Genomic DNA, 23,585 nt, shown 5'->3' with positions numbered 1-23,585 from the left:
GTGGCTTATAAATGAAGAAAGGGATGCCGATGTGGCATCCCTTTCTTGTTTTGTGTCCTGTCCTGAACGTTCTGATCAGGAGCTCCACCAGCCTTTGCGTTTCGGCTTCGGCTTTGCCGGTGCGGCAGGTGCCGTTTCAACCATCGGGGCTTCTGCAGGCTGTTCTGCCTTTTCTGCGACAGGTTTTTCAGCTGGTGCATCAGCGTTTACTGTGGCTGTTACGGTTTCTGCTGCCGGTTTGGGTTCGGCGGCAGGTTTATCCGTATCAAGTTCGATCGGCTTGCTGGCTGCTTCCGCCTTGACCACAGCCGGTTCGGGCTTGGTGGTTGCAGCCGGTTCAAAGGTTGCTTCCGGGGCGGATGCCGCTGCCGGGGTGCTTACCTGTGCCGGTTCGGCTGCTGGTGGTGCATCGCTTGCCGGTGCCTCGTTGGCGGCTTCCGGTGCGGGGCCATTCTGGATCGGAATGTTGCGCACTTCACCACGATCACCGCGGTCGCCACGATCATTACGATCACGGTTATCCTTGTTACGGCGATTATCCTTGTTGCGATCACGGCGGTCACGACGCTGGCGTGCCGGGGCAGGGGCCGTCGTGCTGCGTTCACGTGCCGGGCGGATGGTGCCATCTTCGTCACTGGTGGCAAAGCTATCGGCATCCTGGCCTTCGCTATCGCCATCAATCACGAGGTCGGTTTCGCTGCCATCCGGGGCAGCGTGGTCACGGCTGCGGCGTTTTTCGGTGGCTTCGGCATCATCTGCCGGTGAAATCACACGCGGTGCGGTTTCAAAATCCTGGCGGCGCGAACGGCGGCGGCCGCCCCGTTTGCCACGACGGCGACGCTTGCGCGATGAATCATCGTCATCGTCGCCATCATCATTGTCGTTATTGCCACGATCAGACGGTGCCGATGCATCCTGGTTGCCATCGTCCTGGCCGTTAAGGTCATCATTGTCGCCAGACTGGTTTTCATCCCGGTCATCCTGGCGGCCACGACGACGGCGGCGGCGGCGGCGGCGTTTGTTCTGATCGTCATTATCCTGATTGTGGTCGTGCTCGTCATCGCGGCTTGTATTTTCAACAAGCTCTTCCTCGACCTTTTCAATCGGGGCTTCGATGGCGGTCAGCGAGACACTGTCGGTATTGAGAACCGCATGATGATGGTGGTCATCTTCACCGTTTTTCGGTGCGCGGGTACGTTCAATCCGGTGGTCCGGCGAAATCAGGCTGTCATCACCGAAAATCATGACGGTGAAGCCATAACGCTGTTCGATTTCAGCCAGTGAATCGCGTTTACGGTTCAGGATGTAAAGGGCGACTTCGCTGGCGACGTGAACGGTCAGTGCGCCGGCACGGCGGCGCATGCCTTCTTCCTCGATCACACGCAGCAGGTGCAGTGCCGAACTTTCAATCGAGCGAACCAGACCAACGCCACGGCAATGGGTGCAAACCTCGAATGCGCTTTCAACCAGCGACGGACGCAGGCGCTGACGCGACATTTCAAGAAGGCCAAACGGGCTGATACGACCGATCTGCAGGCGCGCACGGTCATTGCGCATCGCTTCTTTCAGCTTGCGTTCAACGGCGGTCTGGTTGCGGTGGTCTTCCATGTCGATAAAGTCGACAACGATCAGACCGGCAAGGTCACGGAGGCGAAGCTGGCGGGCCAGTTCTTCAGCGGCTTCAAGGTTGGTTTTGTATGCCGTTTCTTCAATATTGCGTTCACGGGTCGACCGGCCGGAGTTAACGTCAATCGCAACAAGGGCTTCGGTCGGGTTGATCACGATGTAACCACCCGATTTCAGCTGAACAACCGGGTTCAGCATCGCATCAAGCTGGCTTTCCACCTGGAAACGGTGGAACAGCGGCACGCCCTGGTCCTTATAGGGCTGCACACGCTTTGCATGCGAGGGCATCAGCATCTTCATGAAGTCTTTGGCAACGCGGTAACCGTCGTCACCTTCGACCAGAACTTCATCAACATCGCGTGCATAAAGGTCACGGATGGAACGTTTGATCAGGTCGGCTTCTTCATAAATCAGGCAGGGTGCCTGGCTCTGCAGGGTGGTTTCGCGAATGCGGTCCCACAGGCGCATCAGATAATCAAAGTCGCGCTTGATTTCGGCTTTGGTCCGTTCGGCACCGGCTGTCCGAACAATAACCGCCATACCGCCCGGAATTTCCAGTTCGGCAAGAATGGATTTAAGGCGTTTGCGATCCTGCGCATTGGTAATTTTGCGCGAAATGCCGCCACCACGCGGGGTGTTGGGCATCAAAACGCAATAACGACCGGCCAGCGACAGGAAGGTTGAAAGGGCGGCACCCTTGTTGCCACGTTCTTCCTTAACTACCTGAACCAGCAGAATCTGGCGACGTTTGATGACTTCCTGGATTTTGTAGCGCTTTTGCAATTGCGGGCGCACGCTATCGGAAAACTCATCGGTGTCATCGCCACCCATGTCTTCGATATTTTCTTCGTCATTGACGGTGTCGGTATCGGCATCGTCAATATCAACGGAAATTTCGGCAATTTCGGCCGCCATGGTCGCAACGGTGTTCGAACCACCATTGTCGCCATCATCGCCGTTATTGTCATCACCCTGCGCGGATGCATCGCTGGACGCAGCATCGTTTTCGTCGGCTTTTTTGCGACGGTTGCGCACACGGCGACGACGCGGCTTGCCGTCTTCATCACCGGCATCGCTGGTTGCTGCGTCTGCGTTTTCGCTTACGGCGGCGTCATCACCAGCGGCAAGTGCTTCGCTGGCATCATCAGCTGATTCCGCAGCAGGTGTGCTGGCAGCATCATCCTTGCGCGGTTTGCGACGCGAACGCGAACGGGCAGGTTTCTTTTCTTTTTTCGGGGCGTCGTCTTCCTCGCCACCGATATTGTCTTCGACAATTTCGGCATCGCGTACGGAATGCGAACTTGCCTGGGCGCGATCAATGGCTTCACGGTCGGCAACAGGGATCTGGTAATAATCGGAATGGATTTCGCTGAATGCCAGAAAACCATGACGGTTTCCGCCATAGTCGACAAAGGCAGCCTGCAACGAGGGCTCAACCCGCGTAACTTTGGCGAGATAGATATTACCTTTAATCTGTTTCTTGGTCGAAGTTTCGACGTCGTATTCTTCTAGGCGATTTCCATTTATGACAACGACGCGGCTTTCTTCCGCGTGCGTTGCGTCGATGAGCATACGTTTGACCATTCGGAACCTGTTCCTGAAGGTCCCGCCAGTTTAATGCGTCTCGCTAAAGTGTGCTGATATGCAAACAAACCGGCGTTACCGAAGGCGCCGCCCATAAAGGTCGCGATATGTCCGTGATTTGTATGGTTCATCGCGTTTCGGCTGCTCTTTCGGTATGGACCTGGTTTTGGTGTTAAAAATAAGAATTGCTTATGTCTGTATCGAGCGCGCCACGACAGCCTGGTATGGGAGGGCTCTATCGGGAGCGGGGATTGCCGCGTCACCGAGACACCGACCCGAGGAACTGCCACGTCGCGTCCTCAGCCTGACGGAGAGTATTCTTGTCCCGTAAAGCATAGGAATCTCGGCGACAACATATCTCTTTTATTCACAGGCCACAAACAATTTTGTTGCGTCTGCGACAAGGTTTATTGGGCCTGTGCGCGAAAAACCGCGCATTTTCGACCTTTCATAGGCGGAAAAGAAAATTTGACGCAAATAATTGTGATCATAACGATTTTTCAATTATTGGCGTGATTTGCAAATTGCTCAAAATGCGTTGTGCGCTGATTTGGGTAAATAAACCCGCAATTTTTGTGGTGATTATGGTCGTTCGCTGTATGCGAATTTGCAAATATAACGCAAGGATCGCGTTTGCCTGTAAAGATTGGGCGATTGGCAAAAGCATATGGAATCGCACGCACAAAAATTACGCCGGATCATAAATTGGTCGCATGCGTATGATATGTCAGCCGGGAAGTCGCGGATTGGCCTGTTTGGTCAATTACCCGTTAACTTTCTGGTTGCTATAAGCACAAACGGCACATGACGTGTCGGGATATCCGAAAAAGCAGTAAGTCAGAATGGGGTCGGCGGTGCTTTTGCAAGGCAGGCAAAAAATCACGCAGGGTGGGTTGTTGAATGGTCGCGGCTTTTTGGCGTTGGCCACGGCGTTTTTATGCTGCCTTTTTGTAGTGTCTTTCAGCAATATGGCCGAAGCCAAAACCGCAAAGGTTCTGGGCGCGCGGCTGGGCGTTTATCCCGATAAAACCCGCTTTGTCATCGATCTTGATAGCGACGTTGATTTTACTTACTTCCTGCTGCCTGACCCGTTTCGGATCATCATCGACATGCCCGAAATTGATTGGAGCGCGCCTCCCGGCAAAGTGACGTCGGGTGGGGGGATCATTTCCGGGTTGCGTTATGGCCTGTTTAAGCCAGGCACGTTTCGCGTTGTTCTTGACGTCAGCCAGCCTGCATTGATTTCCAAAATTTTCACCCTGCCTTCCAGTGGTGGCAAACCCAACCGCCTTGTGATCGATGTTGCCCCCACATCGCGCGACACCTTTATGGCGGCATCACGCGAAAGCATGGCAGCCTATTCCGCCCGTCAGCGCAATGATACGTCGGTTACCGAAAAAAGTGCCGATGTTGCCGTTGAAACCGGCCAAACCAGCCAGACAGGCCATGAAAAACCCCTGATCGCGATTGATGCCGGCCATGGCGGTGTTGACCCGGGAACGATTGGTGTTGGTGGTGTTTATGAAAAAGATGTCACCCTGGCAGCGGCCCGTGAACTTGCAAAGGTTTTAACGGATTCAGGGCGTTACCGGGCATTGCTGACACGCGATAAGGACGTGTTCCTGAAATTGCGTCAGCGCACCGAAATTGCCCGTAAAAACCATGCCGACCTGTTCCTGTCGCTTCATGCTGATTCCATTTCGGATTCAAGCCATCGTGGCGCATCGGTTTACACCCTGTCTGAAAATGCATCGGACAAAGAGGCATCGGCACTGGCAAGCAAGGAAAACAAGGCCGACGTTATTGCCGGTATTGATCTTTCCGAAGAAAACTCGCTGGTACAAAGCATCCTGATCGACCTTGCCCAGCGCGAAACGATGAATTTGTCGTCCAATTTCGCCACCGACATGGTGCGCGAACTTAAAAACGACGTCAAACTGCAGCAGCGCACCCATCGTTTTGCCGGTTTTGCGGTGCTCAAGGCGCCTGATATCCCCTCGGCCCTTTTTGAAATGGGGTATCTGTCCAACCCGACCGATGCGAAACTGCTGCAATCGGCCGCCCATCGCACCAAGATGGCAAAGGCTATCATGCGGGCGCTTGATGACTATTTCAAAACCCACAAATTTTAACGCGGTACAGGATTTTTCGTCGCAGGCCTGAGCGGGCTTAGCTGACCGGGTCAGCGATGTTAATCCTGTCTGTCATGTGTTTGTTATGCATGGATCGTGCGCGCAAACGTGATGGGTGCGTGTGCTTGAAAATGTGTATTTTGGAATTTCATTAAACTGTGCCGTTGTTTTGCCGGTTTTTGCGCTTATCGTCCGCGCAATCATGGCACGGGGTGAATGTGTTTTAAAATTTGTTCAAATACCGATCCTGGCGCGGGAACCAAAAGTTTCACCTGATCGTTCTCTATGAACGAGGTCACTTTTTTGCCGCGATGATAAGGCTTTGTGTTATTTGTGCGATCAGGCACCCGTCGAGACGGCAACAACAGCGAAACGATAAAGATCCGTTTAATGCGTATTTTTCTGACAATTATCGGTGTGTTTTTCCTGCTGGCAGTAGCAGGGGGGGCATGTGTTCTTGGTGTTTTCTGGCATTTTGGCCAGGATTTGCCCGATTATACCCAATTGGCTGATTACGAACCCGAGGTCATGACCCGTGTTCATGCGGGCGATGGGGCCTTGATCGCCGAATATGCCAAGGAAAAACGCGTTTTTGTTCCGATCGAACAGATCCCGCGCAAAGTGATGAATGCCTTTGTTGCTGCCGAAGACCAGAATTTCTGGACACATCCTGGCATTGATTTCCCCAGTGTGTTTCGCGCTGCCGTAACCAACATCGCCAATATTGGTTCCGGCCGGCGCCCGGTGGGGGCATCCACGATTACGCAGCAGGTGGCAAAAAACTTTTTGCTGACCAACGAGGTTTCCTATGACCGTAAGATCAAGGAAGCCATTCTGTCGTTTCGTATCGAACAGGCCTTTTCCAAAAAACACATTCTGGAACTGTATCTGAATGAAATTTACCTGGGTCGGGGCAGCTATGGTGTGGCTGCGGCGGCACTGCGCTATTTTGATAAATCGCTTGATGAACTGACCGTTGCCGAAGCCGCCTATCTTGGTGCGTTGCCAAAGGCCCCATCAAATTATGACCCGGTTCGTGACCATGATGCCGCCAAGGGGCGCCGCAACTGGGTCGTTGGCCGTATGCTTGATGAAGGCTACATCACCGAGGACGAAGCCAAACAGGCCATTGCCGCTCCGCTGATCGGGCAGGACCGTGAATCGGTCGACTATTACGCAAATGCCGATTATTTCGCCGAAGAAGTCCGCCGTGAACTGGTCGACCGCTATGGGGAAAACGCCCTTTATAATGGTGGCCTCTCGGTTCGGACATCGGTTGACCCGAAATTGCAGACCATCGCCAACAAGGTGATGTTTGATGGCCTGGTCGAATATGACCGCCGCCATGGCTGGCGCGGGGCGATGGATAAAATCGATATTTCCGGTGACTGGCAAAAGGCACTGGAACCGGTAAAAGCACCGCGCGATATTCCCTGGTTGAAGGCAGTTGTTTTGCGCCTGGATGGCAATGACGCGATCATTGGTGTTGAAAACGGCCAGCAGGGTAAAATCCCGTTTGCCGAAATGAAATGGGCCCGTGCCTGGCAAAAGGGCCAGACGGTGGGCGGCGCCGTTGGCAAGGCATCGGATGTGGTTAATCCCGGCGATGTTGTAATGGTTGCCAGCCTGGAGGACGATGACGGCAAAGCCATTGATGGCAGCTATTCCCTGCAGCAGATCCCGGATGTGAATGGTGGTCTGGTCGCAATGGACCCGCATACGGGCCGTGTTTTGGCAATGTCGGGTGGTTTTTCCCACGATATGTCGAAATTCAACCGTGCCACCCAGGCCCGCCGTCAGCCCGGTTCGGCTTTCAAGCCGTTTGTGTACCTGGCCGCGATGGATTCCGGTTTTACCCCGTCATCGCTGGTTCTTGATGCCCCCTTCGTGATTGATCAGGGGCCGGGGCAGGGCAAATGGAAGCCAGGTAACTATAGCGGCAAGTTTTATGGTCCCTCGACCCTGCGTTTGGGGATCGAGCTTTCGCGAAACCTGATGACGGTGCGTCTGGCGCAGACCATTGGTATGGAAAAGGTTGTTGATTACGCCGAAAAATTTGGCGTGGTTGATAGCATGCCGGCTGTCCTTTCCATGTCGCTGGGGGCTGCGGAAACAACGGTGCTGCATCTGACCAATGCCTATTCCGAACTGGTTAATGGCGGTAAAAAGGTTACGCCAACCCTGATCGACCGTATTCAGGACCGCCGCGGTAAAGTGATTTATCGCCGTGATGAACGCCAGTGTGCGGAATGCCAGGATGTTGTTTATAACGGCCAGCTTCCGCCGGAACTGCCTGATAACCGCGAACAGCTGACAGACCCGGCAAGTGCCTATCAGATTGTCTCCATCCTGGAAGGGGTGGTGCAGCGTGGTACGGGTCGGCGCATGCGGAACCTGCCTTTCCCGCTGGCGGGTAAAACCGGCACCACCAATGATTCCCGCGATGCATGGTTTGTTGGCTTTACGCCTGACCTGGCATTGGGTGTTTATGTTGGTTTCGATGACAACCGTTCCCTTGGCGGGCGTGAACAGGGGGCATCGGCCGCAGCGCCGATTTTCCAGGAATTTATGACCCGGGCGATGGACGGCGTTAAGGCCGTTCCGTTCCGTACCCCCCCGGGAATTCGCATGGTGCGCGTTGATGCACGTAGTGGCCTGCCAGCACAGGCAGGTAATAGCAACGTGATCTGGGAAGCCTTCAAACCCGGCACCATTCCGGAACGTAATGATAGTGTGATTGACGGTGGTTCGCCTGATAATGGCGCCTCGGGCGGAGTTGGTGGAGGCGGCAATGACGGCGGCGTTTCCAGCCCCAGCGGCATTTACTGACCTGCAAAATACGGCATGATGCATGCTGTTTGACGATAAAATGGGGCCGGAGAGGAATTCTCCGGCCCTTTTGTCTGCCCGCAGGGGTTTCAAGCGGGGCAAAAACTGTTATAAGCGCCGCCGATGACGCGGTAACTGCCTGATGGGGCAGGGATCGTCCAAACCAGATTTTTGAATAAACGGAGACATCAATGCGCGCTGAAGCACAGGCATTGGTTGATGAGATCAAGCAGTCGATGGCACTGCTGAGGAGGCATCTTTGACTGGGATAATGCCCTTAGACGTCTCGACGAATTAAACGCCCTTGCCGAAGATCCGACCCTTTGGGACAAACCCGAAAACGCGCAGAAGATCATGCGCGAACGGACCCAGCTTGATGATTCCATCAACGGGTACAAGGCCCTGGCACAGGAACTTGAAGACAATATCGAACTGATTGAACTTGGCGAAGCCGAGGGCGATGACGATACGGTCAGAGAAGCCGAAGACGGCCTGCGGTCGATCCGCGATATCGCGGCAAAGCGTGAACTTGAAAGCCTGCTTTCGGGTGAAGCTGACGCGAATGACGCCTATTTGGAAATTCACGCCGGTGCCGGTGGTACCGAAGCACAGGACTGGGCAAGCATGCTGGCCCGTATGTATGTGCGCTGGTGTGAATCCAAGGGTTACAAACTTGTGATGCTTGAAGAAAGCGACGGCGAAGAAGCCGGCATCAAGTCTGTTACCTATAAGGTGTCGGGGCATAATGCCTATGGCTGGCTGAAAAACGAAGTGGGCGTTCATCGCCTGGTGCGTATTTCGCCCTATGACAGTGCCGCGCGCCGCCATACCAGTTTCTCGTCCTGCTGGGTTTATCCGGTGGTCGATGACGATATCAATATCGAAATCCTGGACAAGGATTTGCGCGTTGATACCTATCGTGCATCGGGTGCCGGTGGGCAGCACGTTAACCGGACAGATTCTGCGGTGCGTATCACCCATATTCCGACCGGCATTGTTGCCCAGTGCCAGAACGACCGTTCGCAGCATAAAAACCGCGATACCGCGATGAAAATGCTGAAAGCCCGTTTATACGAGGCCGAATTGCAGCGTCGCGAAGCCGAAGCACAGGCCGTTGAAGACACCAAGTCCGATATCGGTTGGGGCCATCAGATCCGTTCTTACGTTCTGCAACCCTACCAGATGATCAAGGACCTTCGGACCGGGGTTGAAACCTCGGACACCCAGGGTGTTTTGAACGGTGATCTGGATGACTTTATGGCGGCCGCCCTGGCCGCCCGTGTCACCGGTTCTGCTGGCGAGATCGAAGATATCAATTAACCGGAGTCTTGATACCGGTTTGAAAGTCCCCGCTGCATCGTAGCGGGGGCTTTTGCATTTCAGGTTATATTTTATACAAATTTGTGTGGTGAAAATATCGCGCGGGCTGTCGTTACGGCACCCTGCCAATTCCGCCTGTTTGCACCATAAAAACGCCGCCATGCCATGGGTTCGCATCACAGGTTTGAGGCATTCCACAAAATTCCCTGTTGCAGAAAGTGCTCAAATGTATAGTCATAATAAAATGTCTATACATAATAGATATCCATGAACGTGACTCTCAGGGAAGCTATCATGTCTTCAAACAACAAATCTGCCCCGGCCCAGCCAAGCGCTGCCAATATCTGGCGGCTGCTCGGGCTTAGTGCCATTGGCATCTTCATCTTCTTCGTTCCGATCACGATCGAGGGCAAAAGCTCGATCCCGCTTGACCATATGGTAGGTTATCTGCGCGGTGTGCTTGGCCCGGTTGCCGGCTATTATGCACTTGCCATGATCTGGGTGGGGGCCGCCTATCCGTTTGTGACCGGCAAATGGAAAAGCAGCACCACCGAAAAGGTCTTTTCGCTGTTAAAGGTTATCGGTGCGCTAACGGCTGTTCTTGCGCTGACGGGCTGGGGCCCGGAAGCATTGCAAAGCAAGGATATGCTGCCGTTCCTGTTTAACAAGCTGGTGATTTCGGTTGGCCTGATCGTGCCTATCGGGGCTGTTTTTCTGGCATTGCTGGTCAGCTACGGCCTGCTGGAATTTATTGGTGTGTTCCTGCAGCCCATCATGCGCCCGATCTGGAAAACACCGGGCCGTTCGGCCATTGATGCGGTTGCATCCTTTGTTGGCAGCTACAGCATCGGCCTTCTGATTACCAACCGGGTATACAAGGCCGGGCAATATTCGGCCCGCGAAGCTGCGGTGATTGCTACCGGGTTCTCAACCGTTTCGGCAACTTTTATGATTATCGTTGCCAAAACCCTGAACCTGATGGAAATCTGGAACCAGTATTTCTGGCTGACGCTGGTTATTACCTTTGTCGTCACGGCCATTACGGTGCGCATTCCGCCGCTGGTTGGCATGGATGACCATGCGAGTGACCCGGAACCCGATGTTCCCTCGGGCGAGCGTGTACGCACAGCATGGCAAAGCGGCCTTGATGTTGCCCATAATGCCCCGGGCCTTTTGGAAAACATCAAGCTTAATATCCGCGAAGGTCTGCTGATGACCATTTCGATCCTGCCATCGATCATGTCGGTTGGTCTGATCGGGTTGCTGCTGGCGAAATACACCCCGGTTTTCGATTGGCTGGGTTACGTTTTCTATCCGTTTACGGCCATTTTCGGCCTCGATGGTGCGGCAGAACTGGCAAAGGCATCGGCAACCGGTCTTGCTGAAATGTTCCTGCCCGCGTTGGTGCTGGGCGATGCGGATTTCGTCGTGCGGTTTGCCGCCGGTGTGGTCAGCGTATCGGGAGTTCTGTTTTTCTCGGCCTCCATTCCCTGCATTCTCTCAACGGAAATTCCAATCGGCGTTGGCCGCTTGGTGATTGTCTGGTTCCTGCGTGTCGCCCTTAGCCTGCTGCTGGCAATTCCTGCCGGTATGCTGATCGGCTAACCCCGGTAAAATATCGGATATCCGTTCGCGGACTCCGCTAAAATGGCCCCGGTGCATTGCTGCGGGGCCATTTTTATTGCCTTTTTGGGCGAAGTTCCCGGGCGGGTGGGCGTGCTGTGCTGTTCTCGCATGGGTGCCATGCTGCCAATTTTTTCCATAAAAATCAGCTTGTTGTCCTGTTTCTGTCAGTAGTGTTGACCTGTGAGATATTTCACACTTGCAGGGCGAATGGCAAATTTAATATACATTGCTTACAATATGTACTGCGTATTATAAGTTGGAGTTGGTTTTTGCAATCCTCGCGCGATCCTCAAAGAAGCATCGGCTTTTTGCTGAAAGACGTATCACGGTTGATGATGCGCCGTTTCAACCGCCGTTCCCGCGAATTGGGGCTGACACAGTCGCAGTTGCAGGCGCTTGCTTTTCTGGTGCCGCGCGAAGGCATTAATCAGGCCGCTTTGGCCGAATTGATGGATATCCAGCCCATTACCCTGGCACGCCTGATTGACCGGTTAGAGGAAGCCGGTCTGGTTGAACGCAGGCGCGACCCGGCTGATCGGCGGGCGGTAAACCTCTATATCGGCAAAAATGCCTCTCCGCTTATTGATAAAATGTGGGAATTCGCCGCTGAAACCCGGCGCGATGCACTGGCAGGCCTGTCGGAAGATGACCAGGAAGTCATGATCGGCCATTTGCAGCATATGCGCATGAACCTGATTTCCTGCGAACAGGAAATGGCGGACAAAGCCCCGCAGGCCACCAAACCAGATTTAAAAGGCAACGAAGAATGAACGAACGCGTCGATAATGCCGCCAATCCTGAACAGGGCAACGAAGGCAGCGCCGCACCGAAACGCAAACGGCGCTGGTTGCGCCCGATATTGCTGGTTCTGGGCCCGGTGGCCGTCATTGTGGGTGGGGCATACTGGTATTATTCAGGCGGGCGGTTTGTTGAAACCGAAAACGCCTATGTCCATGCCGATATGGTTGCCATCAGCCCGCAGGTTAGCGGGCAGGTGGCCGAGGTGCTGGTGCATGAAAACCAGCAGGTCAAAAAAGGCGATGTTATTTTGCGCCTTGACCGCAACCCGTTTGAAATTGCCGTCGAACAGGCACAGGCAAACCTTGCGTCGGTCCGTCAGGACATGAACGCCCTGAAACAAAGCTATGCCGAGCAGCAGGGCAATCTGGAAATGGCGAAAATCCAGTTGGAATACGCCCAGAAAACCTATGCCCGCCAGTCACAGCTTAGCAAACGCAATGTGGTTTCCAAGGCGGCATTTGATGATGCGCAAAACGCGGTTGCCAGCGCAAAACAGCAAATTGCCCTGGATCGCCAGGCCATGCAAACCACCCTTGCCAAGCTGGGCGGTTCGGTCGATACGCCGGTTGAACAATTACCGCAATTTCAGCAGGCCAAGGCCGACCTGGACCAGGCGGAACTGGATTTGGCCCATACGGTTATTACCGCGCCTTTTGATGGCGTTGTAACCAACAAGCCCGAACCGGGTGCCTATATTACGCCGGGCAAAGCTGTTGCCAGCCTGATTTCCACCCAATCCATGTGGATCGATGCAAACTTCAAGGAAGTGGACCTGACCTATCTGGAGCCGGGGCAGGAAGTTTCGGTAACGGTGGATGCCTATCCCGATCATGAATGGAAAGGTGTGGTGCAAAGTGTATCACCCGCGACCGGGGCGGAATTTTCGGTGCTGCCCGCCCAGAACGCCACGGGCAACTGGGTGAAGGTTGTGCAGCGTGTCCCCGTTCGTATTGAACTGGAAATGACCGATAGTCAGCCCATTCTGCGTGCAGGTATGAGCACGGTTGTCGAAGTGGACACCCATCACAAGCGCGAAGTTCCGGCTTTTGCCAGAACGGCCCTGTCCTGGATTGGTATTAACCAGGCCGAAGCCGGCACCGCGGGCGGAGAAAGCGCGCAATGAGTTCTGCCGCAGCAACAGCAGGCATGGAAACCACACCGCTGGAACGGGGGCTAACCACCGTTTCCATCATGCTGGCGACCATCATGCAGGCGCTTGATACAACGATTGCCAATGTGGCATTGCCGCATATGCAGGGCAGTATGTCTGCCACCCAGGACCAGATTTCCTGGGTGCTGACATCCTATATCGTTGCGGCCGCCATCATGACGCCGCCAACCGGGTTCCTTGCTGCCCGTTTTGGCCGGCGCAAGCTGTTCATATGTTCTGTTGCCGGTTTTACCATTGCCTCCATGTTGTGCGGGGCGGCAACGTCTTTGCCTGAAATTGTCATTTTCCGCCTGCTGCAGGGGGCGTTTGGTGCCGGTCTGGTGCCGCTTTCGCAGGCTGTTCTGCTTGATACCTACCCCAAGGAACAACATGGTTCTGCCATGGCGATGTGGGGAATGGGGGTGATGCTTGGTCCTATTCTGGGGCCAACGCTTGGTGGCTATCTGACCGAATATTATAACTGGCGCTGGGTGTTTTACATCAACCTGCCGGTGGGCCTGATGGCGCTGGGCGGGATTATGGCCTTTGTGCCGGAAACCGCTAAAAAACCTGGTTTACCCTTTGACTGGTTCGGTTTTGCCCTGCTTAGTCTGTCTATTGGCGCGCTGCAGATGATGCTTGATCGCGGGGAATCGCAAAGCTGGTTTTCGTCTTATGAAATCCTGGTCGAACTGGTTCTTAGCATTCTGTGCATCTACATGTTTCTGGTGCATATGTTTACCGCGCGCCATCCGTTCCTGGAGCCGGGCCTGTTCAAGGACCGAAACTTTGCCATTGGTCTGATCTTTATTTTCATTGTCGGTGTGGTGCTGCTGGCAACGCTGGCTTTGCTGCCGCCGTTTTTGCAAAACCTGATGGGGTATCCCGTGGTTACGGCAGGCATTCTGCTGGCACCGCGTGGTATCGGCTCCATGATTGCGATGATGCTGGTCGGCAGGCTTGTCGGGCGGTTTGATATCCGCTTTCTTATCCTGTTCGGGCTAAGCATGACCGCACTTTCGCTTTATGAAATGTCGTGCTTTACCACGGAAGTCAGCGCCACAACCCTGACCATGACCGGGATTATTCAGGGTGTTGGCCTTGGGTTTATTTTTGTACCGCTTAGCACCATTACCTTTGCGACGCTAAACCCGAAATACCGCACCGAAGGTACGGCGATGTTCAGCCTGATGCGTAATATCGGATCAAGTATCGGTATTTCGGTGATGACAACAATGCTGACCCAGAATACGCAGGTCGTGCATTCCAGCTTTGCCGCGATGCTAACGCCATTTCGTCATGCCATGCAGGCACCCTGGCTACCCGATGCCTGGGATTGGACGACAACAGCCGGTGCCGTTGGCCTGAACAATATGGTCACAACCCAGGCCAAGACCATTGCCTATCTGGATGACTTTCAGGCGATGATGTGGATCGTGCTGGCTGTGGCACCGCTGCTTTTGGTGATGCAGGGGCCGAAAAAGCCAAAGCCCGGTGATGAAAAGCATATGGAGGTAATGGACTAGCCTTTTGTGGCACCTGTTACCTGCGATTTTCGTTGTCCATGTTCTTCCCCCCAATCTTCCCCGCATGGACAATGGAGCAAATGGCGGCGCGAATTTATTCGTGCCGCCAATTTGTTTTTGGGCATTGCGCAATTCGGGTAGGGGGGAGGTGGAGGCGGTGCAAAGGCACCGCATGAAGGTACTGCATTTTCAGGCAGGATATTTTGACAGCCCGGCAATCTGTTGTTAATGCCTGTGGCGTAAAGTAAACGATCAATGCTTCTGGCTATTCAGCCCTGAACATTTGTTTGATCCCGCATTCAGATGCATTTATTTAAAGATGTAAAATTTGATTGATATTCATCTTTAAATAGCTGTTTTTCCTTGTGATACATGAAAAACATCATCCTGTCTGATGTGTGAAGTCCCATAATTTGTTCTGCATTTTCCCGTTTTATGCGCATGTAGTTCGAAGAAATTACAAATTTCCAATAATTTATTTTCCCGATTTTGCCATTTTCGGTCATATCCCTGTCATAGTTTCGCCGCGAGTTTGTATCAGTATGGCTGCGTTGCCAAAGCCAGCCATTCCGGGTGGAACCTGCCGGGCTGGTTTTTGTTTCTGATAATTACGGAGGTCCTGAAGAATGGCGCGGAAAGCGGACCAGAATATCGCCATTGGCGACCAGTTCCGGGTGACCAATGCCCAAAGTTCGGTTTTTGAGGTTCTTGAAATCCGCGACATCACACCGGCACCGCATGCCCTTATTGTTAAGGTCAGCGAAAGGCGGTCGCCATCCCTGATTGCTATTTCCACCCTGCTAAACCCGAATTTCTTCCAACGGGTCTATGAGGCCGAACCACCCCGGTTCTGATCATCCTCAGGTGGTTATTGGCGGCAGTGCACCTGCTGCGAAAAACCCGGCAATGTACTCCTTTTCAACCGCGCCAGATTGTTTGGCGCGGTTTTTGTTTTGCGCGTGAAGACGGTGTAAATGTCAGAGTCCGAATCTGGCGAGTATTTAATTCCCACTCTGCTAGACTGCGGGTATGGAACAAATCAGCGATGACATATGTTATACGGCCCTGCTGGCCCGTGATAACCGGTTTGACGGGCGGTTTTACACTGCCGTTAAAACCACCGGCATATTTTGTCGGCCTATCTGCCCGGCGGTAACGCCAAAGCGGCAGAATGTGGAATTTTATCCTACGGCCGAGGCGGCAATGGCACACGGTTTTCGCCCCTGCCTGCGTTGCCGGCCCGAAGCCGCACCGGGCAGTGCTGCCGCCGCCGGGGTGCACGCCACCGTTCGCCGCGCTGTTCGCCTGATCGAGGATGGTGCCCTAAGCACCGGGTCAGTCGAGGATTTGGCTGATCGCCTTGGCGTGGGCGCACGGCACCTTCGCCGGATATTCAAGGATCATACCGGCGTTTCCCCCCAGGAACATGCCCGTGCCCGGCGGCTTTTGCGGGCGCGGCAGCTTATTGTCGATAGTAACCTGTCGATGACGGAAATTGCCGATATTGCCGGTTTTGGCAGCTTGCGCCGGTTTAATGACGCCATGAAAGAAGCCTATGGCCATGCACCAACGGCTTTTCGGCGTGGTTTACGGGTCATTGATGCATCGCCATCTGACCATACCGGAAATCGCTATAATCCGACCACAAGACAGAAGGACGATATGGTTTTGCGCTTAAAACCCCGCCAGCCCTTTGACCGTGATTTTATATTGGGGTTCTTTCGCGACCGCGCCATTCAGGGGCTTGAGGCCATTGGCGATGATTATTATGCGCGTGGCTTCTGCCTTGATAATGCACCGGGGCTTATGATTTGCCGTTTTGAAAAGGATGGCAGCATCGAAATATGCCTGCGGGGCGACGATCGCGGCAGCCTGCTTGAAATTGGCGGGCGGGTGCGCCGCCTTTTTGACCTTGATGCCGATATGAGTGCAATTACAGCCATTTTTGCCAATGACCCGTTATTGGCCCCGCTGGTACAAAGGCGGCCGGGCTTGCGTGTGCCGGGCTGTTGGGACAGGTTTGAACTGGCCATGCGCGCTGTTTTGGGCCAGCAGGTATCTGTTGCTGCGGCTCGTACGCTGGCCGGTCGTATTGTTGCGCGTTATGGGCGTGCACTGCCTGATGCACTGGTTGCTGGTACTGGAATTACGCATCTGTTTCCCGAACCCGCGGCTTTGCAGGGCCATGATCTGATCCCCATCGGGCTGACCCGTCGGCGTGCGCAGACATTATCCGATGTAATTGACCTGTTTGCTGCAACAGATTTTCGCGACCAGCCCGGCAGCGATATTTTGGCGCAGATGGCGAAAATCAAGGGCATTGGTCCCTGGACGCTTAACTATTTTGCGCTGCGGGGGCTGGGCGACCCCGATGCCTTCCCGGCGGCTGATCTGGGCATTTTAAAGGGGTCGCAAATCGGCGGTGGCCCGGCAACGGCCAAAGACCTTGAAAAGCATTCGGTGGTGTGGCGGCCCTGGCGGGCCTATGCCGCGCAATATTTGTGGTCGGCACTTATCCCGGATCAAGGTGGGAACGACCTGATTGAAAAGGAAGATGACCATGAAAACGGTAATTGATATCGCCCGATATGACAGCCCGATTGGCAAGCTGGGCCTGGCATCGGTTGATGGCCGGTTGGTGCACCTTGATTTTGAAGATAATGATGGGCGAATGGTTCTGATCCAGTCCCGGCGGTTCAAATCTGTTGACTGGCAGGAAAACGGCAAAGTGTCGGCATCGGTAACGGCCTGGCTGGATGGTTATTTCGCGGGAAAACATATGCCTTTGCCATTGGCTGATCTTGACCTGCGCGGAACTGATTTTCAAAAAATGGTTTGGCAGGCCTTAATTGAAATTCCAACAGGCACCCATGTTTCCTATGCCGGGATGGCCACCAAACTGGGCAACCCAAAGGCCGTACGCGCCGTTGCACGCGCCAATGCCCTAAACCCGGTTTCCATCCTTGTACCCTGCCACCGGGTTATTGGCTCTGACGGGACGCTTACGGGGTATGCAGGCGGCCTTGCCCGTAAACAATGGCTGCTGGACCATGAGGCAGCGTTAGTGCGTGCTGCCTGACACCAACAAATATAAATGCCGTGTCAGAAACACCTGACACGGCATTTTGTTGGGTTTATTGAAAATTGCGGGTCAGATCGACATCACAATGCGGCCATCAATTTTGCCGCCACGCATGCGATCAAAGATGGAATTGATGTTTTCCAGCGGTTCGGTGGTGAAATGCGAATGCACTTTACCGTCGCCTGCAAATTCAAGGGCTTCCTGAAGGTCGGCACGGGTGCCGACGATGGAACCGCGAATGGTTTTGCGCGACAGCACGGTATCGAAAATATCGAGCTCGAACGTTCCCGGCGGCAGGCCACACAGGGCCATGGTGCCATGGCGGCCCAGCATGCCAACACCCTGTTTGAAGGCCGCATTGGATACAGCCGTGACCAGCACGCCATTGGCACCGCCCATCTGTTTTTGCACTTCGGCAACAACGTCGGTTTCGGCGGCATTCAGGGTCCAGTCAGCACCCAGATCTTTGGCGAGTTTCAGTTTGTCATTGGCAATGTCAACAGCGATAACTTTCATGCCCATCGCCTTGGCATATTGCACGGCCATATGGCCCAGCCCGCCAACACCGGAAATCACAACCGTTTCACCCGGTTTGCATTCTGTTTCCTTCAGGCCTTTGTAAACGGTAACACCGGCACACAAAACCGGGGCGGCATTGCCGTATTCAAGGGCGTCGGGCAGGTGGCCGACATAATCGGGATCGGCCAGGACATATTCGGCAAAACCGCCATTCACGGAATATCCGGTATTTAGCTGTTCACCGCACAGGGTTTCCCAGCCGGTAATGCAATGATGGCAATGTCCGCAGGCGGAATGTAACCAGGGCACACCAACGCGGTCCCCCGCCTTGACGGATTTAACGCCTTCACCAACCTCGGCAACAACGCCAACACCTTCATGGCCGGGAATAAAAGGCGGGTTTGGTTTTACCGGCCAGTCGCCTTCAACAGCATGCAAATCGGTGTGGCATACGCCCGATGCCTCGATTTTCACCAGAATTTTGCCGGGGGTTACCTTGGGGATTGTCACTTCTTCGATGGTTAGTGGCTTGCCAAATTCACGTGCGACGGCAGCCTTCATTGTTGCTCGCATCTTCGTCCCTCCTGATATGATTATGTTCAGGCGATAAGCGGGTTATCACAGGCCGAAATGATAGCGGTTTGCAAATGTACAGCCTTGCGTTACATCAAAAAATTCTAATTTATCGGAATGCTTGTATCTGTTGGTGCATTGTCCGGCAGGGCGATGTGCCTATGCTGCACGTGCCCTTGCAAAGTCAGTATTATGCAGCAATTGATGGCTGAACTGATTTAGCAGGCTGTTTTGCCGGTTAAATGTCATGACCAGTTCAATATCGGGCAGGGCGGGTAACAGGCCCTGATCGTTTAATGCCATATGGTCATCTGCAATGGCACCAAGGGGCAAAATACCAATACCCAGGCCGGTTGAAATAGCCGCACGGATATTTTGATAGGATGCACTGCGATAGGCATTGAAATGGGATAATCCCTGTTGTTCAAGCGCCTGTAAGGCCGCCGCACGATAGGCGCAGCCATCAGGAAAGGTGATGAGGGGAATATCGCCTGTGATCGGCAGGGCAAAGGATTGTGCGCATACCCACAAAAGCGGCTGGCGGTGCAAAAGGGTGGTGTGTTTTTGGGCTGCTTTGGCATCCGAAATCAAGGCCGTACCGGTTTGCGCGCTGCGTTTATGGATGATGATGTCAAGCTCGCGGTTCTGATAACGAATCCCCAACTCTGATGACAGCGCAGATGTCACCTCGACCCGCAGGGCAGGGTTGGTTTCCATACAGCGGCGAATAGCCGTGACAATATTGCCGATTGGAAAGTCATCGGGCACACCTAACCGAATGCGCCCCTGCAAGGCAGGTTGGCGAAAACTTTCAACAGCGGCAGAGAGGCGGGCTAAAATTTCCTCAGCCAATGGCAGTAAGCGTTTGCCATCGACGGTTAAATCAGCCACCTGGCCACGTCGCCGTTCAATCAGGCGGCATGCCAATATGTCTTCAAGCTTTTGCAGGCTTTGTGTAATGGCGGACTGGCTGCGCGACAGTTCACTGCTGGCCTGTTGAAAATCCAGATTGCGGGCAACGGAAACAAAGGTGCGTAATTGCTCCAGTGTGATGCGGCGATCATCCAGTCGGGCAAGCGGGCCTGTGATATCGTTCAGTGGATTGCCATTTGGCATGCCTGCGTGATCGCCCTTGTTCGAGATTTTCTGTGCCATGACCCAGGCCCGTATTGTGGTGAGTTTCTCCAAATCATAATAACTGATTTGGAATAGATGATAATTAATTTTTCAAATTAATCACGTTCAGGCATTTTATGACCATCTCAAATAATGCCAGGGGAATGCCAGGGATATGGTCTGGATCATCGTTTTGTTTGCCGGGTTCAGCCTGATCTGGTCGTCGGCCTTTATCGTTGGCAAGGTTGTCATTGCGCATCTTGATCCGATCGTATTGCTTGCCGTGCGGTTTTTGCTGGGGGCAGCCTGTTTGCTGCCCTTTGTGTTGCGGCAGGGGAACGCTTTTTTGCAGGGCAAAGTGGTGCGCTTTGGCGCGATTGCAGGCTTGCTGAATAATGCGCTTTATTTGGGGTTAAGCTTTATGGCCCTGCAAACTGTGCCTGCACCGGTGCTGGTCGTGATCATAAGCTGCGCGCCGCTTTTAACCAGTGCCTTTGCCGTTGCCAGCGGGCAGGAACCCCTGAACCTGGCCCGTTTGGCAGGCTTTACCATTTGTATTGCTGGTGTTGTATGTGTTGCGGCGTGGCAGCCTGCAGGGGTGGCATCACTGGCTGCTGGCGGGGTTTTAACAAGCAGCCTTTGGGCCGGTTACGCCATGGCGATTGGGGGCACAATTGCCTTTGCCTTTGGCACGGTGTTTTTACGGGCACGCAATGTTGGGGCAACGCCGGTTGCCGTTAATTTCTGGCAATCGCTGGTCGGCGGGCTGGTATTGTTCCCGCTGGCAATGGTGCGCGCGCCCGATTTGCAGCAATGGACCCCTGTTTTTAACGGGCCGGTTTTGCTGGCGATGCTTTATCTGGCCATCGTCATCACGCTGGGCGCGATGTTTATGTGGCTGTATCTGATCCGTCGTTTTGGCGCCAGCAAGGCCGCTGCCGCACATCTGATCAACCCGTTATCCGGGCTGGTTCTTTCGGTACTGGTTTTGGGCAGCCAGATTGCGCTTATTCAGGTGGCCGGGGCGTTGTTGATCGGTCTGGGGCTTTATATTGCGGTGTTCAGGCCCACTGCCGGGCAGGCCGTGGCGGCGTCACGTAGCTGAAAAAATGCAGCGAGAACATAGCACTGATGTTTTCGCTGCTTATGATTTTCCGATCAGACCGGTATGGACCAGTCAGTCTTCGTTGCCTTCACCGGGCAATTCCAGAACATAGTCCTGGTAATAATCGGGTGGCATGCCTGCATCGTAGCGGGCTTCATCATTAAAGGGCGGTTTTAACGGGCCGCGCAGATGTTTGCGCAACAGGGCGTGCCATGTGGTGTAATAGGGCAGGCCGCGTTTATCGCACATCATTTCATAATATTTGCGCCCGGCGCTGACATGGGCGACTTCTTCGGCGGCGATGATCTTTAAAATCTCCGCACTTTCGGTATCGCCATTGGCAATCAGCCGTTCAACTGTGGGCGGTGTGGCATCAAGCCCGCGGGCTTCAAACACCATTGGCACCACAGCCAGGCGCGCTAGCAGGTCATAGGCGGTTTCCATGCTGCTTTGCCACAGGCCATCATGGGCGGGCAAATCGCCATAGGTCGCACCCAGTTCGCCCAGTCGATGATTAAGCATCAGGAAATGTTTGGCCTCATCCGCCGCCACTTGTACCCAGGCATCGTGAAAATCGCGCGGCATGTTTTCTTCGGGAAAACGAACGGCAATATCCCACGCCAGGTCGATGGCATTCAATTCGATATGGGCCAGGGCATGCAGCAGGCCAATGCGCCCCTTAAGGCCGCCCTTGCTGCGTTTGGGCATTTTGTTGGGCGGCAGGGTTTCGGGTTTTGCCGGGCGGGCCGGGCGGTCTGGCAGGCTGGTTTTGCCAACTTCCGTTATCATGCCTTCGCGCCATTGCCGGGCAAGGTCAATCGTCAGATTGGCCTTATCGGTGGGATCAACAGTTAAAAGCGCCTGTTTGGCGGCTTCGGCAAGGGTTTGGGGCATGGTTTTGATCACGGTTGGCTGATGGAAAAACGGACCGGCGATGTTTCACGCGGTCCGTTTTTAAGGTCAAATCGCCGATGCGGCAAGGTTTGCCAGGCAATTTTCAGGTAATGTTAAACCGCGCCAGGGCTTCGGCCAGGTCATCGCCAAAGGCACCGCCCTTGCGGATAATGGCGGTACGAAACGGCAAATCGCGCAGCGACGGGTGGTTTGGCGCATCGGATGTCAAAACGGCGGTGGGGATATCGCGGGTTTTGGGCATTGCCTGCAGGGCGCTTACCACGTCAACACCGTCAAGATCATCAATCGTTTTGGCAACGATGATAAAATCCGGGCGGGTGCGCACGGCAAGTTCAATTGCCTCGAACGAGGATTGGGTCGATGAACTGCGATAGCCACAGGCAGCCAGTTCGCGTTCAACAATGGCGGCCATTGAACGCTGCGGAATAACCAGCAGCGCCTCGACATTGGCTTTGCTTAGCCAGGCCGGGTCAATATCAGGGGCGCGCTTGGAGGGTAACTCACGAACAAATTCGGCAGAATCGGTACTGGTGCCGGAAATGTCGCCATCAAGGATGCCTTCGATCTTGTCGACAAAGGCCTGAATGTCGGCGATGGAATCCGCGTTCAGCTCGCGGCAGCTGGTTACGTAATCGGCCAGGCGGTGACTGGTCAGGTTGATCAGCGGGGCGTTAACCGATTTGCCCTTGTATCGCAGGTTAAAAACCTCGCGCTGGATTGCGGTAAGCAACGCGTCGCGATTGGCCTGTGAATGTGCGTTCTGCAAATGCACATCCAGGCTGCTGATGATATCGCGGGCTTCATCCTTGAAGTCGGCTAACATTTGATCGTCAAGATCAACGACATTCTTGTTCATTAACTGGCCCCGCCATGCATGCGTTCAACTATTCTGTCCCGGTCGCCTTGCTGGCGATCGTGTAAACTCCCGATTACAGAATATCATATTAATGACCCGCCCTTGCAAGATAGATACACCCTTGAGGGTAAAGTTTCTGCATTTGGTCAAGGAACTGAAATTAAACAATAATAATGAAAAATAGCATCCCGGAATTGTAAAAATTACCTGGCCTTGTAACCATAAAGGGGTGCCATTGTGTCTGCCCACCAGCCTTGCGGGCAAAAGAAAGCCGACCACAGGCGATATACCTGTAACCGGCTGAACTAGGGCTGATGGTGCAATCAGTCCGGGCTTATAGCGCTTTTACCGCAGCCAGAACCTCGTCAACATGGCCTTTGACTTTGACCTTTGACCAGATATTGCGAATGACACCTTCGCCATCAATGACCAGGGTTGTCCGTTCGATACCCATATATTTTTTGCCATACATGCTTTTTTCCACCCAAACGCCGTAACGTTCACAGGTATCGTTTTCTTCGTCGGATGCCAGGGTAAAATTCAGGTCGTACTTGGCTTTGAATTTGTCATGGCGGGCAGCACTGTCCTTGGAAATGCCGATGATTTCGGCATTAACCGCGGCAAAGTTCGGGTGCTGGTCACGAAAATCGCAGGATTCCGTGGTGCAGCCCGGTGTCATGTCCTTGGGGTAAAAATAAATTACCACCGGCTTGCCCTTCAAGTCGGACAGTTTCACATGGCCGCCACCATCGGTCAGAAGGTCAAAATCCGGGGCCTTGTCACCAACTGCAATGCTCATTTTCAAAGTCCTTTGTTTTCTTTGGT

General features: G+C 53.9%; 17 protein-coding genes. 11 read left to right on the top strand and 6 right to left on the bottom strand.

Annotated features, from left to right (window positions below; genetic code table 11):
* Nucleotides 1-75: 75 nt before the first annotated feature.
* On the bottom strand, nucleotides 76-3,210 hold the full coding sequence (locus CSC3H3_RS11495) for an Rne/Rng family ribonuclease (protein WP_101284897.1): 3,135 nt from the start codon (nucleotides 3,208-3,210) through the stop codon (nucleotides 76-78).
* A 953-nt stretch (nucleotides 3,211-4,163) separates the two neighbouring features.
* Between CSC3H3_RS11495 and CSC3H3_RS11485 the strand changes: the two genes are divergently transcribed.
* The 10 genes from CSC3H3_RS11485 (at nucleotide 4,164) to CSC3H3_RS11435 (ending at nucleotide 17,673) form a co-directional block, all read left to right on the top strand.
* A complete protein-coding gene (locus CSC3H3_RS11485; RefSeq protein WP_245881090.1) occupies nucleotides 4,164-5,342 on the top strand; it encodes an N-acetylmuramoyl-L-alanine amidase in 1,179 nt (392 codons plus the stop codon).
* Nucleotides 5,343-5,732: 390 nt separating this feature from the next.
* Nucleotides 5,733-8,171 carry a penicillin-binding protein 1A gene (locus CSC3H3_RS11480; RefSeq protein ID WP_101284894.1) on the top strand — a complete coding sequence of 813 codons (2,439 nt, stop codon included), beginning with the start codon at nucleotides 5,733-5,735 and terminating at the stop codon, nucleotides 8,169-8,171.
* Between the two features lie 191 nt (nucleotides 8,172-8,362).
* Nucleotides 8,363-9,491, top strand: a protein-coding gene (gene prfB / locus CSC3H3_RS11475) for a peptide chain release factor 2 (protein ID WP_101284893.1) whose coding sequence is annotated in 2 segments (ribosomal slippage) — nucleotides 8,363-8,431 and nucleotides 8,433-9,491 — 1,128 coding nt in all. Because the reading frame shifts where the segments join, the coding sequence is not laid out codon by codon here.
* 294 nt (nucleotides 9,492-9,785) lie between these two features.
* Nucleotides 9,786-11,096, top strand: coding sequence for a YjiH family protein (locus CSC3H3_RS11470; protein ID WP_101284892.1), 1,311 nt, complete (start codon nucleotides 9,786-9,788; stop codon nucleotides 11,094-11,096).
* A 329-nt stretch (nucleotides 11,097-11,425) separates the two neighbouring features.
* Complete coding sequence (locus CSC3H3_RS11465; RefSeq protein WP_215907490.1) at nucleotides 11,426-11,887, top strand: MarR family winged helix-turn-helix transcriptional regulator; 462 nt, start codon at nucleotides 11,426-11,428, stop codon at nucleotides 11,885-11,887.
* Nucleotides 11,884-13,041, top strand: coding sequence for an HlyD family secretion protein (locus CSC3H3_RS11460; protein ID WP_101284890.1), 1,158 nt, complete (start codon nucleotides 11,884-11,886; stop codon nucleotides 13,039-13,041). Before CSC3H3_RS11465 ends, CSC3H3_RS11460 begins: the two co-directional genes overlap by 4 nt.
* Nucleotides 13,038-14,594 carry a DHA2 family efflux MFS transporter permease subunit gene (locus CSC3H3_RS11455; protein ID WP_101284889.1) on the top strand — a complete coding sequence of 519 codons (1,557 nt, stop codon included), beginning with the start codon at nucleotides 13,038-13,040 and terminating at the stop codon, nucleotides 14,592-14,594. The genes CSC3H3_RS11460 and CSC3H3_RS11455 overlap by 4 nt, the downstream gene beginning before the upstream one ends.
* 626 nt (nucleotides 14,595-15,220) lie before the next feature.
* The gene (locus tag CSC3H3_RS11445) at nucleotides 15,221-15,448 is read left to right on the top strand and encodes a hypothetical protein (protein WP_101264326.1); all 228 of its coding nucleotides are present in this window, start codon (nucleotides 15,221-15,223) and stop codon (nucleotides 15,446-15,448) included.
* 175 nt (nucleotides 15,449-15,623) lie between these two features.
* Entirely contained in the window at nucleotides 15,624-17,171 is a 1,548-nt protein-coding gene (locus tag CSC3H3_RS11440) for a DNA-3-methyladenine glycosylase 2 (protein WP_101284887.1), read from the top strand.
* Complete coding sequence (locus CSC3H3_RS11435) at nucleotides 17,155-17,673, top strand: methylated-DNA--[protein]-cysteine S-methyltransferase (RefSeq protein WP_245881089.1); 519 nt, start codon at nucleotides 17,155-17,157, stop codon at nucleotides 17,671-17,673. The genes CSC3H3_RS11440 and CSC3H3_RS11435 overlap by 17 nt, the downstream gene beginning before the upstream one ends.
* 72 nt (nucleotides 17,674-17,745) lie before the next feature.
* Here the strand turns inward: CSC3H3_RS11435 and adhP are convergent, their stop codons facing one another.
* Both adhP and CSC3H3_RS11425 read right to left on the bottom strand, forming a co-directional pair.
* On the bottom strand, nucleotides 17,746-18,768 hold the full coding sequence (gene adhP / locus CSC3H3_RS11430; RefSeq protein ID WP_101264323.1) for an alcohol dehydrogenase AdhP: 1,023 nt from the start codon (nucleotides 18,766-18,768) through the stop codon (nucleotides 17,746-17,748).
* A gap of 159 nt (nucleotides 18,769-18,927) precedes the next feature.
* Complete coding sequence (locus CSC3H3_RS11425; protein WP_101284885.1) at nucleotides 18,928-19,923, bottom strand: LysR family transcriptional regulator; 996 nt, start codon at nucleotides 19,921-19,923, stop codon at nucleotides 18,928-18,930.
* Nucleotides 19,924-20,059: 136 nt separating this feature from the next.
* Between CSC3H3_RS11425 and CSC3H3_RS11420 the strand changes: the two genes are divergently transcribed.
* Nucleotides 20,060-20,989 (top strand): DMT family transporter, encoded by a 930-nt coding sequence (locus tag CSC3H3_RS11420; protein WP_101284884.1) that lies wholly within the window; start codon nucleotides 20,060-20,062, stop codon nucleotides 20,987-20,989.
* Nucleotides 20,990-21,061: 72 nt separating this feature from the next.
* Here CSC3H3_RS11420 and CSC3H3_RS11415 read toward each other — a convergent pair whose 3' ends face one another.
* From CSC3H3_RS11415 to bcp, 3 genes are all read right to left on the bottom strand, one after another.
* Complete coding sequence (locus tag CSC3H3_RS11415; protein ID WP_101286202.1) at nucleotides 21,062-21,883, bottom strand: ferritin-like domain-containing protein; 822 nt, start codon at nucleotides 21,881-21,883, stop codon at nucleotides 21,062-21,064.
* Nucleotides 21,884-21,986: 103 nt separating this feature from the next.
* Complete coding sequence (locus CSC3H3_RS11410) at nucleotides 21,987-22,760, bottom strand: response regulator (protein WP_101264320.1); 774 nt, start codon at nucleotides 22,758-22,760, stop codon at nucleotides 21,987-21,989.
* A 334-nt stretch (nucleotides 22,761-23,094) separates the two neighbouring features.
* Nucleotides 23,095-23,559 carry a thioredoxin-dependent thiol peroxidase gene (gene bcp, locus CSC3H3_RS11405; protein WP_101284883.1) on the bottom strand — a complete coding sequence of 155 codons (465 nt, stop codon included), beginning with the start codon at nucleotides 23,557-23,559 and terminating at the stop codon, nucleotides 23,095-23,097.
* Nucleotides 23,560-23,585 lie beyond the last annotated feature (26 nt).

The sequence above is a fragment of the Thalassospira marina genome (assembly GCF_002844375.1).
GTDB classification, from domain to species: Bacteria; Pseudomonadota; Alphaproteobacteria; order Rhodospirillales; family Thalassospiraceae; genus Thalassospira; species Thalassospira marina.
Note: the sequence above shows the minus strand (reverse complement) of the source record. Positions and strands in the feature narration are given on the sequence as shown.

Excerpts from the sequence above, each read along its gene's own strand:
- CSC3H3_RS11425 (WP_101284885.1), bottom strand. The coding sequence starts at position 19,923 with ATGGCACAGAAAATCTCGAACAAGGGCGATCACGCAGGCATGCCAAAT.
- bcp (WP_101284883.1), bottom strand. The coding sequence starts at position 23,559 with ATGAGCATTGCAGTTGGTGACAAGGCCCCGGATTTTGACCTTCTGACC.
- CSC3H3_RS11420 (WP_101284884.1), top strand. The coding sequence starts at position 20,060 with ATGGTCTGGATCATCGTTTTGTTTGCCGGGTTCAGCCTGATCTGGTCG.
- CSC3H3_RS11470 (WP_101284892.1), top strand. The coding sequence starts at position 9,786 with ATGTCTTCAAACAACAAATCTGCCCCGGCCCAGCCAAGCGCTGCCAAT.
- CSC3H3_RS11445 (WP_101264326.1), top strand. The coding sequence starts at position 15,221 with ATGGCGCGGAAAGCGGACCAGAATATCGCCATTGGCGACCAGTTCCGG.
- CSC3H3_RS11440 (WP_101284887.1), top strand. The coding sequence starts at position 15,624 with ATGGAACAAATCAGCGATGACATATGTTATACGGCCCTGCTGGCCCGT.
- CSC3H3_RS11460 (WP_101284890.1), top strand. The coding sequence starts at position 11,884 with ATGAACGAACGCGTCGATAATGCCGCCAATCCTGAACAGGGCAACGAA.
- CSC3H3_RS11480 (WP_101284894.1), top strand. The coding sequence starts at position 5,733 with ATGCGTATTTTTCTGACAATTATCGGTGTGTTTTTCCTGCTGGCAGTA.
- CSC3H3_RS11435 (WP_245881089.1), top strand. The coding sequence starts at position 17,155 with ATGAAAACGGTAATTGATATCGCCCGATATGACAGCCCGATTGGCAAG.
- CSC3H3_RS11415 (WP_101286202.1), bottom strand. The coding sequence starts at position 21,883 with ATGCCCCAAACCCTTGCCGAAGCCGCCAAACAGGCGCTTTTAACTGTT.
- CSC3H3_RS11455 (WP_101284889.1), top strand. The coding sequence starts at position 13,038 with ATGAGTTCTGCCGCAGCAACAGCAGGCATGGAAACCACACCGCTGGAA.
- CSC3H3_RS11410 (WP_101264320.1), bottom strand. The coding sequence starts at position 22,760 with ATGAACAAGAATGTCGTTGATCTTGACGATCAAATGTTAGCCGACTTC.
- adhP (WP_101264323.1), bottom strand. The coding sequence starts at position 18,768 with ATGCGAGCAACAATGAAGGCTGCCGTCGCACGTGAATTTGGCAAGCCA.
- CSC3H3_RS11495 (WP_101284897.1), bottom strand. The coding sequence starts at position 3,210 with ATGGTCAAACGTATGCTCATCGACGCAACGCACGCGGAAGAAAGCCGC.